This window comes from Acidisarcina sp., assembly GCA_035539175.1.
In the GTDB taxonomy this organism is placed as follows: domain Bacteria; phylum Acidobacteriota; class Terriglobia; order Terriglobales; family Acidobacteriaceae; genus JANXZS01.
Genome location: DATLIY010000007.1, coordinates 270,686 through 284,193, shown reverse-complemented (window position 1 = coordinate 284,193; position 13,508 = coordinate 270,686). Strand labels below are relative to the sequence as shown.

The window sequence follows — 13,508 nt, the reverse complement described above, 5'->3', positions numbered from 1 at the left end:
CTTTCTGCATATGTCGTTTCCAGATAGACTTTGCAGATGAGCGAAGGCGAGAAGCAGCATAACTCCGCAGTCGGAAACAGCCCCGTCCACCCGTCGAATGCGCTGCAGCATGCAGCCTCGTCGTACCTTCGTTCGGCGATGCACCAGCCTGTGCGGTGGCATCAGTGGGGCGAGGAGGCATTCGCCCTGGCTGCGTCCACTGGAAAGCCCATCCTGCTGGATATTGGCGCGGTGTGGTGTCACTGGTGCCATGTGATGGACCGCGAATCCTATGAGGACGCGCAGCTTGCCGGCGTAATCAATGAGCACTTTATCGCCATTAAGGTGGATCGCGACGAGCGTCCCGACGTGGATAGCCGCTATCAGGCAGCCGTCTCCGCAATCAGCGGGCAGGGAGGCTGGCCGCTTACCGCGATTCTGACTCCCGATGGAAGGCCCTTCTTTGGCGGAACCTATTTCCCCAGGGAGGATCGCTATGGCCGGCCGGGATTCGAGCGCGTCCTGCGCACGATGGCTGGAGCATGGGAGACGCGCCGCGAGGAAGCATTGGAGTCGGCAGCGAGCGTAATGGAGGCAATCGAGCACGGCGAGAGCTTTGCCGGAAGGCGGGGGCAGTTGAGCTTGTCGTTGGTGGAGAAGCTGGTGGCGTCGGCGGTCACGCAATTCGATTCCCGCTATGGCGGTTTTGGCTCGCAGCCAAAATTCCCTCATCCCGCAGCACTCGATCTCCTGCTGGACGTGGCCTCGCGGACGGGAAACGAGGAGACAAAACGCGCCGCCGTCTTCACACTGGAGTGCATGGCGAAAGGCGGCGTCTACGACCAGATCGCCGGCGGATTCCATCGCTACTCGGTCGATGAGCGCTGGGTGGTTCCTCACTTTGAAAAGATGCTTTACGACAATGCCGGCCTGCTGGGGAACTACGTGCACGCATTCCAGAGCTTTGTCGATCCGGCGCTGGCCGGGGTGGCGAAGGACATCATGCGGTGGATGAATGAATGCCTGAGCGACCAGCAGCATGGCGGCTTCTATGCCTCGCAGGACGCAGACATCACGCTCGACGATGATGGCGACTACTTCACCTGGACGCGCGCCGAAGCCGAGGCGGTGTTGAGCCCCGACGAATTCGCCATCGCCGCAATCTACTACGACATTGGCGAAGTGGGGGACATGCACCACAACCCTGCAAAGAATGTTCTGCATCGTCGCCTGACGCTGGAGGAGACTGCCGCACGCGCGAAGATCGCCGCCAGCGAGGCCAAAGGATTGCTGGAGTCCGCGAAGCAGAAGCTTTACGAGGCAAGGATGCTTCGTCCGGCTCCGTTCATCGATCGCACGATTTATACCGGCTGGAATGCTCTTGCTGTTTCGGCCTATCTGGACGCGGCGCAGGTGCTGAGCCTGAGCGCGCCCAGGGGCTTTGCTCTGCGCACGCTCGATCGCATTCTGGCCGAGGGATGGGATAAGACCACCGGGTTGGCGCACGTGATCGCCTATCCCGATGCTGCGCCGGGGCCACGAATTGCCGGAGTGCTGGACGACTACGCATTTCTGGCTTTGGCCTGCACCGATGCGTGGATGGCAAGCGGGGACCTGCGCTACTACCAGGCCGCGGTGGAGATTGCCGATGCCATGATTGCACGCTTCTACGACCGGATCGGAAACGGGTTCTTCGATGCGGAGGCAACGGCGGAAGGGCAGAAGGCGCTGGGTGCGCTATCGGCGCGTCGCAAGCCGCTGCAGGATTCGCCCACGCCGGCAGGGAACTCCGCTGCTGCTGCGGCGCTGCTGCGGCTGGAGGCTCTGAGCGGCAGAGAGGAATATCGTGAAATCGCCGAGGATACGCTGGAGTCCTTCGCCGGCGTTGTGGAGCACTTCGGCCTCTACGTCGGCATGTATGGGCTGGCGCTGGAGCGTCTGATGCTGGACCCGATCCAGGTGGTGGTGGTGGGAGAAGACCTGCTGGCGCGGCAGTTGCAAGTGACTGCCACTGCCCGCTATGCAGTGAACAAGAGCGTCCTCCACCTGCGCCGCGATCAACTGCGTGCGGAGACCCTGCCGCCAATGCTGGCGGAGACGCTGCCCAACCTGCCACAAGTCGAGGGAAGCTTTGCCATCGTTTGCAAGGGACGCACCTGTCTGCCGCCCCTCACCAGTCCGGAAGCACTGCTGGAGGCGCTTAGCCCTCACCAGTGAACGGATTTACCTCCTGCGGCGGGTTCCTTGTGGGGTCGGCCGCAACTACTGCAGGGGACTTGCCGGGGAGCGTCAGCGCCGGGGATTGACCCTGTGCGGCAGCAGAGGCCGTCATTACCCGGTAGGGGCTTCCGGGCAGCATCTTTTTCTCTTCCAGTGCCAGGCGGATGCGACGGTGAATTTCGCGCACGGCGGCAAATTGCTTGCGTGCGCGGGTCTTCAGCTCGATGGGATACAGAACCTCGGAACCCTTGATCGCATCCACACCCTGCACCTGCGGGTCGGCGAGGAAGACGTCCTTATATGCCGGGTCGTTGCGCACATCGTTCGCAATCTTCTTCAAAAGAGCCACGACCTCATCGGGAGGTGCGGAAAAATCCACTGAGACGTTCAGCGTCGTGACGGAGAAGTCGCGGCTCATATTGGCGGTGTTGGTAATCTGCGAGTTCGGGATCACGTAGAGCGTGCCATCGAATCCGCGCACCGTGGTTCGCCTCAGGGTAAGCTCCTCCACCGTGCCGGTGATGCCCGCCAGGGTCACCACGTCGCCGACGTGAAATTGATCCTCCACCACCAGTACGACGCCATTCAGAACATCCTTGACGATCGTCTGTGCGGCCAGGCCGAGAGCCACACCGGCAACGCCCGCGGAAGCCAGCAGTGGCTTCAGATCCACTCCGAGCAGAGGCAGAATCTCCAGCGCAGCCAGAAAGGTGATGATGCCGATGCCGGTAGCGCGCACGACGGAGGCCAGCGTCCTTACCTGGTAAACGCTGGTGGTCCCATGAGCCCCGTGGGCGTGTCTCTCAGCCAGTGCGGTGATGCGCCGGGTGATCCCGGCCAGCAAGCGGATCAGGATCCACGCGCCGAGGCCGATGATGATGAGCTTGGGGACGGTTGTACGGACGAAATCTGCGCTATCGTCAAGCCATTTGTCCGTGATGCGGGCAAAAAACTGGGCCGAGCGCGGAATTGCGAGAAGCAAACTTTGCATAGGTTAAGAGACTTTCCGATAAGGCTGCTGTGATGTTTCTATAATGAACCGATGCGATGCGCGCTAAAGAAGTTGTGCCTGACTGCTCTTCTGGGATTGTGCACGAGCTTTCTGTCCGCTGCGGGTGTGGCTCAGGAGTCAGGACAAATGTCTGCTCCGCGTCGCGATAGTGCAAGCCCCTTGACTGGGCCCCAAGGCGAACTGGACCGCCTGGGGGCAGAGATGCATGAGAAGCAGATAAAGAAGCTGAACGCGACTCGGCAGAAGCGGCTGGAAGAGGATGCAGACAAACTTCTCCGCTTGGCCACGGAGTTGAAGGCCGAGGTTGGCAAGCCGGGGAGTGCTCCTTTGTCGGCAGATGCCGCCGCGAAGGCTGATCAGATCGCAAAACTGGCAAAGAGCGTACGGGAAAAGATGAAGGCCAACTGATCCTTGAAATGAATTTTTGCGTCGACCGGAAGGTTGTAAGTCGCTCAGGCAAAGGGGATAACCGTAGGAGAACCCTCTACCTGCCGGGGGAGCGAGTCGGCGGGCCAGGGATTTCCATAGCCTCGGAAGTTTCTATGCTCAGAGCAGAAGATTGTTACAATTCCCAGTTGGGCTACCCCGGAATCATCCGGGGTTTTTGTGCGAATGTAGTTCTGTAGGGGAGTGAGATGGGTCGAACGGCAGGGTCCACGGTTGAAGGTACGAAGAGCAAGGCGGAGTTTCCAGTCGATCCGCAGCAGATGATTCGCATGTACCGGTTGATCTATATGTCCCGCCGTGTGGATGACCGGGAGATCATGCTGAAACGCCAGCAGAAGATCTTTTTCCAGATCTCCGGAGCCGGGCATGAGGCCCTGCTGGTAGCGGCCGGCATGGCGATGAAGCCCGGCTACGATTGGTTTTTCCCATACTATCGGGATCGCGCGCTTTGTCTGACTCTGGGAGTTACCGCCGAAGAGATGTTCCTGCAGGGTGTCGGCTCGGTGGACGACCCGGCCAGCGGCGGACGCCAGATGCCCTCGCACTGGAGCAGCACGAAGCTCCATATCGTCTCTCCCTCTTCTTCCACGGCAACCCAGTGCCTGCACGCCATTGGCTGTGCGGAGGCGGGCCGGTACTTCTCCCGGCATCCCGAAGCTGCCGTCAAGCCAGCCGGAGAGGAAGATTATCGCGCATTCCACGATGTGTCCTTCCATGGCGATGAGGTTACATACGTCTCGCTGGGCGAGGGTTCAACCAGCCAGGGCGAGTTCTGGGAGGCATTCAGCGCAGCCTCCAACCGGAAACTGCCCGTCGTCTTTGTTGTGGAAGATAACGGCTATGCAATCTCCGTCCCGGTCGAGGTCAATACGCCGGGGGGCAACATTTCACGGCTGCTTCGTGAGTTTCCCAACACGCACTTTGAAGAGGTCGATGGCACCGACCCCATCCTGTCGCTGCACGCGATGAGCAGGGCGGTCGCGCACTGCCGCTCCGGCAAGGGACCGGCGCTAGTGCATGGGCACGTAACGCGGCCGTATTCGCACTCCCTCTCCGACGATGAAAGAAATTACCGCTGCAAGGCTGAGATTGAGGCCGACGCCCTGCGCGATCCGCTGTCCAAGATGCAGATGCGCCTGTTGCGCGACGGCATCCTCAGCGCAGAGGAGATTGAAAAGCTCGAGCACGATGTCGATGAGGAAGTTCGCCTGGCTGCCGAGCGCGCCATCCACGCACCGTTGCCGGAGGTCTCCTCCATTCCCCGGCACGTGCATTCCGAGCATTGGGACCCGACTCGGGAAGACCTTGTTTCCCAGCCGGCGCAGTCGGAAGATACGCAGAAGCGCACCATGGCAGACCTGATCAACCTCTGCCTGCGCGACGAGATGCGTCACGATCCGCGGATCGTGATCTACGGCGAAGACGTTGCGGATTGCAGCCGGGAAGAAGCCATGAAGGAGGTTAAGGGCAAGGGTGGAGTGTTCAAGCTCACCGCCGGTCTGCAGACGGAATTCGGATCGGATCGCGTCTTCAACTCCCCCCTGGCCGAGGCGGCCATTGTGGGCCGTGCCGTGGGTTACGGGATACGCGGCATGAAGCCCGTGGTGGAGATCCAGTTCTTCGACTACATCTGGCCGGCGATGCACCAGATTCGCAATGAGCTTGCCGTAATGCGCTGGCGGTCCAATGGCACCTATGGGTCACCTGCGGTGATCCGCGTTGCCATCGGCGGATATCTCAGCGGGGGATCGATCTATCACTCGCAGTCCGGAGAAAGCATCTTTACCCACATTCCGGGCCTCCGCGTCGTTTTTCCCTCGAACGCGCTGGATGCGAACGGATTGCTGCGCACCGCGATTCGCTGCGACGATCCGGTGCTCTTCCTGGAGCACAAGCGGCTCTACCGCGAGACGTATGGCCGGGCAGTGTATCCCGGTCCGGACTACACCATCCCCTTCGGCAAGGCAAACGTGGTCCGCAAGGGCAAGGACATGACCCTCATCACCTATGGAGCGGTGGTGCCCCGCGCGCTGCAGGCCGCCCTAAAGGCCCATCGGGAAGACGGCATTGAGGTGGAGGTGATCGATCTGCGCACCTTGAGCCCCTATGATTGGGAGGCCATCGCCTCCTCGGTCCGCAGGACCAGCCGCGCAATCGTCGCCTACGAGGACATGAGGAGCTGGGGCTATGGCGCGGAGATCGCCGCTCGCATTGGAGACGAACTGTTCGAGCACCTCGATGCTCCGGTCAAGCGCATTGCCGCTATGGACACCTTCGTGGCGTATCAGCCGATTCTGGAAGATGCAATCCTTCCGCAACCGGAGGATTTGTATCGCGCTATGGTGGAGTTGAAGGCGTACTAGCGGATCGCCATCAGCACACCAGTATCCACACCTGTATCCGTGGACCGCTGCTGGCGATTCTCCTCAGAGTCGCCCTCAGCGGCATCGAGGCATCATCGCTGCTCCATGTCTCCAGTGAACTCTTGCTGAGGCGTCCTGGGGCCTCTGCGTGCGAGAGACGAGCATCTGGGGTCTCCGTCTCATGAGCGCGCCCGTGCAAGGAGCTTCTTCGATTCGCGCGCTCTTGCTAACTTGGAAGAATGGCAATCTCAGTACGGCGATTTGTGAGCGGCGATGAAGAGGCCTTCCGCAGGCTGAACGAGGCATGGATTGAGCGCTACTTCGGCATGGAAGACGCTGACCGGCGAATCCTGGGCGATCCCCAGTCGCAGATCCTCGCATCCGGCGGACAGATCTATCTGGCTCTGGATGGCACGGAGCGCGTCGGTGCCTGCGCCCTGGTCAAGATAGGCGACGGAGAGTTCGAGGTCGCCAAGATGGCCGTCGCGGAAGAGCGGCGCGGGCAGGGAATAGGGCGGCAGCTTCTCTCCTTTGTGATTGCGGATGCGCGCCAGATGGGAGCCCGGCGCCTCTATATCGAGAGCAACAGCCGGTTATCCAGCGCTCTTCATCTTTACGAGTCGCTCGGCTTTCGCCACTTGCCGCCAGAAACCATGCAGGGGCACTTCGCGCGCTGCGATGTTTTTATGGAGCTGCTGCTTCCGGCTTAGGCGGCGCGGGGGAGTCTTTTCGTAGCGAATCGTCGAGGAATCGCAGCATTGCCTCAAAATACCGGGTGCCCTGTGCCGGGACAAGCCGCTTGGGTTCCGAGGCCACCTTGTACAGCGAGAGCAGGCGCTCCTGCGCAGTGTGGCTCGAAGCGTCGGGCTGCGTTTGCAGGAAGAGCTTTGGCGTCGCCAGGGTGCTCAATTTGGGCGCCAGCTCAAAGCGATCGGCAAAGAGCATCCTGACGGGCAGCATGCCGGTGCGGCGATCCCCTGCAATCTGCTCAAGCGCAGGCGGCATTGGATTCTCCAGCACGAGGCCCGCAGCCAGCGGATGGCGCCGGGCAGCTTCCGCTGCGATGGTTGCGCCAAGCCCCTCGCCGTAGATCACGATCCTCTTTGTGTCCAGCTTGCGGGTGTCGCTGAGATATTCGATGGCAGCATCCGCATCCTCGTAGACGCTCTGTTCCGAGGGATGCGCCGCCATGCTCTTCCCAAAGCCGCGATAGTCGATCGCAAAGAGGTTGATGCCGAGCGCATGCAGCATCCTGAGCTGCGGCAGGGTGTCGGAAAGCGACCCCTCAGCGCCGTGCAGGTAGAGCATCGCTGCGCCGTCATATCGGGCGGGCGGCTCTGCCGAAATCCACCAGCCTGTCAGTTGCAGTCGCCCCGTCTCGGTCGCGTCAAAATGAATATCCTCGTAGCGCATTCCCACATTTGCCGGGGTCGCGGTGCCAGCATGCGAGGGATGGAAGAGAAGCTGCCAGCCTCCCTGATAAAAGAGCAGGCACAGCGCCAGGTAGGCGCAAACCAGGGCGAGGCCGAGAGCGATTCCCAGGGCACGGAGCAGCCAACGGTGCGAGACCAGCGGCTGTTGCTGGCGCAGCGGGTCCTGCCATCCGGGCGGGGGGTGTTGCCTGCTGTGATTTCGTGACCGGGAGGGCTTTTGCGTCATTGCGCGTTCAACCGAAGGCCAGCTCGTCGGGATTTTCCAATGGCGTGCCGCAGACCCGGCAGATCACGGCAGAGCAATCGCCGCATACCAGGGGATCATCCACGGCGCGGGCGCAGTTCGGGCACCAGAGCTTTCCCGAGTCTGGCGTGGAGTGCGATGACTCGGGTTGCGGAGGCGTGGGTTCCGGGGGCTGGGGTTGTGTAGGCATTCCGGACCCAGCGTAGCATGTGCGGCTGGCTCATTGCAGCCCTGCCGTCTATAAGAGGGGGTACGATAAAGCCACGTCTACTGCCCGCTGAGGCAAAGAGGAGAGGAATGGGGCAATTCGTGCGGATATGCGGGATCGCCGATCTTCCCGCCGAGGGCACTGTGGCAGAGATTCGAGCGGGCAATCTCACTCTATGCCTGGCCAATGTGGGAGGCACAATCTCCGCGTTGAACAATGTGTGCCCTCATCGGCAAGGTCCGCTGGGCCAGGGAACGGTAGAGGAGGGGCATGTCATCTGTCCGCTGCACGCCTGGGCATTCCATGCCGCGACAGGCGCTTATGCCCATAAACCTCAGGAATCGGTTCAGGTATATTCCGTCAAGATATTGGGACAAGACGTGTTAGCGGATATTGGCTGAAGCGAATTGCGGAGGGCGAGCCAAAGAAAAGCGCGGCTTCCTGATTCCGAAAGCCGCGCCGCGCTATGTGTCTGATCGTGCTTAGTACTGGACGATTTTGGCGAAGGAGTCTGGCTTGAGGCTCGCGCCACCGACCAGTGCTCCGTCGATTTCGACCTCGTTGAGCAGGGAGGTTGCATTCTCCGGCTTCACGCTGCCGCCGTAGAGGATGCGCATTGCGTCTGCCACGGGCTGGCCGAGCAGCTTGGCAACTTCCGCACGAATGATCTTGTGAGCTTCGACGGCCATCTCCGGCGTTGCCGTCTTGCCCGTGCCGATGGCCCAGACAGGCTCGTACGCAATGACGATGGTCCTGGCCATCTCGGGAGTGATGCCGGCGAGCGCTCCCACGGTTTGCGTCCGCAGGACCTCTTCGGTCTTGCCCGCTTCGCGCTCGGCGAGAACTTCGCCGATGCAGACGACCGGGACCAGGCTGTGCTTCAGAGCCGTGTGCAGCTTCTGGTTCACGATCTGGTCGGTCTCGGCAAAATACTGGCGGCGCTCGGAGTGCCCAATGAGAGTGTGCGTTCCCCCGACGGCGATCACCATGTTGGCTGAGGTTTCGCCGGTATAGGCGCCTTCTTCTGCGAAGTGGATGTTCTGGCATCCCACGGCGACGTTAGAGCCCTTGGCGGCTTCAATGACGGTGGCGAGCGAGGTGGCGGAAGGGAACAGCGCGATCTCGTCGCGGGTATGGTTCTTCACCAGGGGCAGAAATGCATCGGTGAAGGCCTTGGCTTCGGCAGGTGTCTTGTACATCTTCCAATTTGCAGCGATCAATACCTTGCGCATGATTTTTCTAGTCCTGTTTCTTGGTTTTTAGAACGGTATAGAGCGTTTTCAGTGTGTTCGCGCGATCCAGCCTGTGGGCCACGCGAACCGCCAGCCAGCAGCCCAACGCTCCGAAAATGAGGTAGCCGAAGAGGTAGATCAACAGGCTGATGAGCTCAAAGTGAGGGCTGAGGAGCGGGCTGTTGGACAACCAATCGGAGAGGTACTCAACTTTAAAACGAACCGTAGCAAAGAGCCCCAGAACCCCCATGAATGCGAAGGAGAAGGGAGCCACCGTGATTCTCCAGCGGTAGCCCTGGAAGCTCCTGGTGAACATACCGACGAGCCAGAATCCGACCGAGAGCAGAAGGCCCAACGCGAGCAGAAGGAACGGTAGTTCGAATTCGAGATCCAAAAGCCTCGTATCTTGCACCGTATTCCTCTTCCGCTCGCGCCGCCTGGACGGTTTGAGGCTACTTGTTGCTCAGGGCTTCGACGCCGGGGAGTTTCTTGCCTTCCAGAAACTCCAATGAGGCGCCGCCGCCGGTGGAGATGTGGGTGACCTTGTCCGCCACTCCCGCCTTCTTTACAGCAGAGACGGAATCGCCGCCCCCGATGATGGAGATGGCGCCGGAGCTGGCGACGGCCTTGGCAATCTCTGTGGTGCCGACGGCAAACGCCGGCATTTCAAAAACTCCCATGGGGCCGTTCCACACGATGGTCTTGGCGCCGGCGATTTCCTTCGAGAAGAGCTCGATGGTCTTCGGTCCGATGTCCAATGCCATCCAATCCGCGGGGAAGGCACTGTCGCCGGAGAAGATCTGCGTGGCAGCGTCGGCGGCGAACTTGTCGGCTAGAACATGGTCGACCGGAAGAAGGAAGCGAACTCCCTTGGCCTCGGCAGCTTTCAGGGCTTCCTTTGCGGTCTCGATCTTGTCGACTTCCAATAGCGACTTGCCGACATCCTGACCCTTTGCCTTGAGGAAGGTGTAGGCCATGCCGCCGCCGATCAGAAGCGTATCGACCTTTCCCAGCAGGTTTTCGATTACCTGAATCTTGTCTGAGACCTTGGCACCGCCGAGGATGGCTACGAAGGGCCGCTCCGGGGCTTCGAGGGCCTTGCCCAGGTAGTTGAGTTCCTTGTCCATCAGCAATCCAGCCGCTGACTGCTTGACGAAGTGGGTAATTCCTTCGGTGGACGCGTGGGCGCGGTGGGCCGAGCCGAAGGCGTCGTTGACGTAAATCTCGCATAGCGAAGCCAGTTCTTTCGAAAAGGCCGGGTCATTCTTCTCTTCTTCGGCGTGGAAGCGCAGGTTCTCCAGCAGCAGTACTTGTCCGGACTCAAGCTGGCGAGCCATTTCGGAGGCAACGTCTCCGATGCAGTCCGGCGCAAAGGCGACATTGACGGACTGGCCGGCTTCCTTGTCGAGCAGGATACGCAGGCGATCCGCGACCGGCCGGAGGCTGTACTTCGGTGTGGGCTTGCCCTTGGGGCGGCCCAGGTGCGAGGCGAGAATCAGCTTCGCATGATGCCGCAACGCATACAGGATTGTTGGCAGGGTAGCGCGGATGCGGGTGTCGTCAGTGATCTCCGAGCCGTCTTCGGTGAGCGGCACATTGAAGTCCACGCGCATAAAGACACGTTTGTTGTTGAGATCGAGATCCTGAATCGAAAGCTTGGGCATAGGATTAGCCTTCCTCTGGAATGATGGCGTCCGCTTCCACTTCCACTCTCCATTCGGGGCGCAGGAGCGCCGCTACGATGACCATGGTGGAGGCTGGACGGCATAGGGCAAAGTACTTGCCGTGGACACGGCCGACTGGTTCCCAGTCTGCCGCACGGGTGAGATAGATGCGGGTTCGTACGATGTGTTCGAATCGGGCACCCGCGGAATTGAGGGCTTCCCGAATGATTTCCAGACAGGATGCCATCTGTAGCGCGGGGTCATCCCCTCCTGCTGAACCGCCGTCGGGATTTACCGGGCCGGTGCCAGAGACACTGATGAAGCGTCCGCAGCGCACAGCCCGGGAAAATCCGATTACCGGTTCATAAGGAGACTGGCCCGAAATTCTCTGCCGGTCGTCTCCTGATTGCATCCTGAACCTCTCGTCGAGTGACTACAGACCCTTCTTCGCAAGGAAGCCGACGAGGTCAACGACGCGGTTGGAATAGCCCCACTCGTTGTCGTACCAGCTGATGATCTTGCCCATGTGGGTTCCGACGACCTTGGTGAGAGGCGCGTCAAAGATCGAGGAGCGGGCGTCGCCCTTGAAATCGCTGGAGACCAGCTCATTGGTGTCGTAGCCGAGGATGCCCTTCAGGGCGCCTTCGGAAGCAGTCTTCATGGCCGCGTTGATGCTCTCGACCGTGATGGGCTTCTCGCTGACGAAGGTCAGATCGACGACGGAGACATTGGGGGTTGGGACGCGGATGGCGAAACCATCCAGCTTGCCGGCCAGCTCGGGAATGACGAGCTTGAGGGCCTTGGCGGCACCGGTCGAGGTCGGAATCATCGACAACGCAGCGGCGCGTGCGCGGCGCAGGTCCTTGTGCGGGAAGTCGAGGATGACCTGATCGTTGGTGTAGCTGTGGATGGTCGTCATGATGCCGGAGACGATGCCGAAGGTGTCCTGCAGAACCTTGGCGACAGGCCCAAGGCAGTTGGTGGTGCAGGATGCGTTCGAGATGATGTTGTGCTTGGCCGGATCGTACTTGGAATCGTTGACTCCGAGGACGATGGTGATGTCCTCGTTGGTGGCCGGTGCGGAGATGATGACCTTCTTGACCGTGGGGCCGAGGTGAGCCTTCGCCTTGGTTGCATCGGTAAAGCGGCCGGTGGACTCGACGACAACTTGCGCGCCGACGGAAGCCCAGGGCAACAGGGCAGGATCTTTCTCAGAGAAGACCTTGATCTTCTTGCCATCGACCGAGATGAAGTCGTCACCCGCAACGATATCGTTCTTCAGGTTGCCAAGGATGGAATCGTATTTGAGGAGGTGCGCGAGGGTTTTCGGACTTGTGAGGTCATTGACGGCGACGAAGTCTATCTCGGGGTTGCCGAGCGCAGCGCGAAGAACGTTACGGCCGATGCGGCCGAAACCATTAATGCCAACCTTGACTGCCATGCTGATTACTCTCCTGTTTAGTAGGTAAATCGTTTTGATTCAGCCGTTATGGCGACACTCCGGGCCCCCTGCCCGGAAACCACCAAACAAGCGATATTATCATCGTTGTCAAGCACAACCAAGAGAAAACGCGATGAAGCGCACTGTTTCCATGAGCAAGAGAGGAACGATTTAAGGGCGGATTTGCGACAGGGCTTCGAGTGTGTTACATCCTCAACATGCGCGAATGGATGCGCGAACAAATGAGAAAACGCTCCAAACGTGGACCGAATACTTCGGAGTCTACGGGCAAGATAGGGCAGGAGATCCCAGCAGACCAGCCAACACCGCTGCGTCCGGTTTATCCCGAGGGTCGACCTGCAAGACTGGCACAGGCAGAAGCCCAAGAGCCAGAAGGTAACGAAACCAAGACCCCGGTGCATGCACCAGCTCCGGGGCAGGATACGCAGTGGGCAGAGACTGGCGCGGAAGACGCCGCTCAAATCTCCGTGGCCCAGCAGGCCCCGGCCGCAGTGCATCCGGATGATTCCCATGTGGAGGATCTGGATGCGGAGGGGCCGGAACTAGGTGGGCTGGAGCCGGAGGGCGATAGCCGGGTGGAAGTAGAGACACAGCCCGACTCGCTGGGCATGCCGCCGCCGGAAGCCCCGGCAGCCAATTCGAAGAGTCCGCGTGGTTACGTGGTGCTCGCCATCGGGTTGCCCGGTTCCGGCAAGACGACGTGGTTCAAGCGCCGCGGAGTTATGCCTCTGTCCAGCGACATGCTGCGCAGCATTCTCTTCGACGACATCACGGAGCAGCGCTACCAGGGGCTGGTCTTTTCCACGCTGCGTTCGCTGCTGCGGGCGCGGCTGATCGCAAAGATGCCGTGGAACTATGTCGACGCAACGAATCTTTCTCCGCACGAGCGGCGTCAATGGATCAAGATGGCGAAGAGCTTCGGCTACGAGGTGCAGGCCGTGTTCTTCGACGTGCCATTTGAAGTCTGCATGCAGCGGAACAACCGTCGCGAACGCGTGGTAAGCGCGGAAGCGATGCAGAAGATGGCGGAGCGGCTGCGGCCGCCGAGCTTCCGGGAAGGCTTCTCGAAGATCACGGTGGTACGGGTCAAGGGCGCGCCTGCTCCTCAGCCAGAGGCTGCGCTGGAGAAGGCGACGGATGAGTAATTCGTAGTTCGTCATTAGAGAAAGCCGGGAGGTACGTGCCCGGCTTTTTCTATTGCAGCTACTACCCTGCGAGGTGAAGTCATCGCGGCAATTGAATTC

General features: G+C 60.5%; 14 protein-coding genes. 7 read left to right on the top strand and 7 right to left on the bottom strand.

From position 1 onward, the window contains the following. Nucleotides 1–36 precede the first annotated feature (36 nt). Nucleotides 37–2,196: a thioredoxin domain-containing protein gene (locus tag VM554_03890; GenBank protein ID HVJ07498.1), complete on the top strand. Its 2,160-nt coding sequence runs from the start codon at nucleotides 37–39 to the stop codon at nucleotides 2,194–2,196. Here the strand turns inward: VM554_03890 and VM554_03885 are convergent. Continuing rightward, nucleotides 2,180–3,190 (bottom strand): mechanosensitive ion channel family protein, encoded by a 1,011-nt coding sequence (locus VM554_03885; GenBank protein ID HVJ07497.1) that lies wholly within the window; start codon nucleotides 3,188–3,190, stop codon nucleotides 2,180–2,182. The two genes, VM554_03890 and VM554_03885, sit on opposite strands and share 17 nt — an antisense overlap. A 147-nt stretch (nucleotides 3,191–3,337) precedes the next feature. On the opposite strand from VM554_03885, the gene VM554_03880 reads away from it, so the two are divergent. From VM554_03880 to VM554_03870, 3 genes are all read left to right on the top strand, one after another. Continuing rightward, nucleotides 3,338–3,619 carry a hypothetical protein gene (locus VM554_03880; protein HVJ07496.1) on the top strand — a complete coding sequence of 94 codons (282 nt, stop codon included), beginning with the start codon at nucleotides 3,338–3,340 and terminating at the stop codon, nucleotides 3,617–3,619. Nucleotides 3,620–3,846: 227 nt separating this feature from the next. After that, nucleotides 3,847–6,021 (top strand): dehydrogenase E1 component subunit alpha/beta, encoded by a 2,175-nt coding sequence (locus VM554_03875; GenBank protein ID HVJ07495.1) that lies wholly within the window; start codon nucleotides 3,847–3,849, stop codon nucleotides 6,019–6,021. 239 nt (nucleotides 6,022–6,260) lie between these two features. Beyond that, entirely contained in the window at nucleotides 6,261–6,731 is a 471-nt protein-coding gene (locus tag VM554_03870; GenBank protein HVJ07494.1) for a GNAT family N-acetyltransferase, read from the top strand. Here the strand turns inward: VM554_03870 and VM554_03865 are convergent. Continuing rightward, nucleotides 6,706–7,680, bottom strand: a complete 975-nt coding sequence (locus tag VM554_03865; GenBank protein HVJ07493.1) for an alpha/beta fold hydrolase — start codon at nucleotides 7,678–7,680, stop codon at nucleotides 6,706–6,708. The two genes, VM554_03870 and VM554_03865, sit on opposite strands and share 26 nt — an antisense overlap. On the opposite strand from VM554_03865, the gene VM554_03860 reads away from it, so the two are divergent. Further along, nucleotides 7,680–7,904: a hypothetical protein gene (locus tag VM554_03860; protein HVJ07492.1), complete on the top strand. Its 225-nt coding sequence runs from the start codon at nucleotides 7,680–7,682 to the stop codon at nucleotides 7,902–7,904. The two genes, VM554_03865 and VM554_03860, sit on opposite strands and share 1 nt — an antisense overlap. Before the next feature lie 91 nt (nucleotides 7,905–7,995). Then, on the top strand, nucleotides 7,996–8,307 hold the full coding sequence (locus VM554_03855; protein HVJ07491.1) for a Rieske 2Fe-2S domain-containing protein: 312 nt from the start codon (nucleotides 7,996–7,998) through the stop codon (nucleotides 8,305–8,307). 81 nt (nucleotides 8,308–8,388) lie between these two features. Here the strand turns inward: VM554_03855 and tpiA are convergent, their stop codons facing one another. From tpiA to gap, 5 genes are read right to left on the bottom strand one after another with little or no spacing between them, the layout of a single operon-like run. After that, nucleotides 8,389–9,138, bottom strand: a complete 750-nt coding sequence (gene tpiA / locus VM554_03850; GenBank protein ID HVJ07490.1) for a triose-phosphate isomerase — start codon at nucleotides 9,136–9,138, stop codon at nucleotides 8,389–8,391. Nucleotides 9,139–9,145: 7 nt separating this feature from the next. Continuing rightward, nucleotides 9,146–9,550, bottom strand: a complete 405-nt coding sequence (locus VM554_03845) for a hypothetical protein (GenBank protein ID HVJ07489.1) — start codon at nucleotides 9,548–9,550, stop codon at nucleotides 9,146–9,148. Nucleotides 9,551–9,590: 40 nt separating this feature from the next. Beyond that, nucleotides 9,591–10,802, bottom strand: coding sequence for a phosphoglycerate kinase (locus VM554_03840; GenBank protein HVJ07488.1), 1,212 nt, complete (start codon nucleotides 10,800–10,802; stop codon nucleotides 9,591–9,593). 4 nt (nucleotides 10,803–10,806) lie between these two features. Further along, nucleotides 10,807–11,214 (bottom strand): RidA family protein, encoded by a 408-nt coding sequence (locus VM554_03835; protein HVJ07487.1) that lies wholly within the window; start codon nucleotides 11,212–11,214, stop codon nucleotides 10,807–10,809. A 21-nt stretch (nucleotides 11,215–11,235) separates the two neighbouring features. Then, complete coding sequence (gene gap, locus VM554_03830; GenBank protein ID HVJ07486.1) at nucleotides 11,236–12,243, bottom strand: type I glyceraldehyde-3-phosphate dehydrogenase; 1,008 nt, start codon at nucleotides 12,241–12,243, stop codon at nucleotides 11,236–11,238. A gap of 242 nt (nucleotides 12,244–12,485) precedes the next feature. Here gap and VM554_03825 point away from each other — a divergent pair, with 242 nt between their 5' ends. Next, nucleotides 12,486–13,409, top strand: coding sequence for an AAA family ATPase (locus tag VM554_03825; protein ID HVJ07485.1), 924 nt, complete (start codon nucleotides 12,486–12,488; stop codon nucleotides 13,407–13,409). Nucleotides 13,410–13,508 lie beyond the last annotated feature (99 nt).

Coding starts and splice junctions, on each gene's coding strand:
- VM554_03890 (HVJ07498.1), top strand. CDS start 37: ATGAGCGAAGGCGAGAAGCAGCATAACTCCGCAGTCGGAAACAGCCCC.
- VM554_03885 (HVJ07497.1), bottom strand. CDS start 3,190: ATGCAAAGTTTGCTTCTCGCAATTCCGCGCTCGGCCCAGTTTTTTGCC.
- VM554_03880 (HVJ07496.1), top strand. CDS start 3,338: ATGTCTGCTCCGCGTCGCGATAGTGCAAGCCCCTTGACTGGGCCCCAA.
- VM554_03875 (HVJ07495.1), top strand. CDS start 3,847: ATGGGTCGAACGGCAGGGTCCACGGTTGAAGGTACGAAGAGCAAGGCG.
- VM554_03870 (HVJ07494.1), top strand. CDS start 6,261: ATGGCAATCTCAGTACGGCGATTTGTGAGCGGCGATGAAGAGGCCTTC.
- VM554_03865 (HVJ07493.1), bottom strand. CDS start 7,680: ATGACGCAAAAGCCCTCCCGGTCACGAAATCACAGCAGGCAACACCCC.
- VM554_03855 (HVJ07491.1), top strand. CDS start 7,996: ATGGGGCAATTCGTGCGGATATGCGGGATCGCCGATCTTCCCGCCGAG.
- tpiA (HVJ07490.1), bottom strand. CDS start 9,138: ATGCGCAAGGTATTGATCGCTGCAAATTGGAAGATGTACAAGACACCT.
- VM554_03840 (HVJ07488.1), bottom strand. CDS start 10,802: ATGCCCAAGCTTTCGATTCAGGATCTCGATCTCAACAACAAACGTGTC.
- VM554_03835 (HVJ07487.1), bottom strand. CDS start 11,214: ATGCAATCAGGAGACGACCGGCAGAGAATTTCGGGCCAGTCTCCTTAT.
- gap (HVJ07486.1), bottom strand. CDS start 12,243: ATGGCAGTCAAGGTTGGCATTAATGGTTTCGGCCGCATCGGCCGTAAC.
- VM554_03825 (HVJ07485.1), top strand. CDS start 12,486: ATGAGAAAACGCTCCAAACGTGGACCGAATACTTCGGAGTCTACGGGC.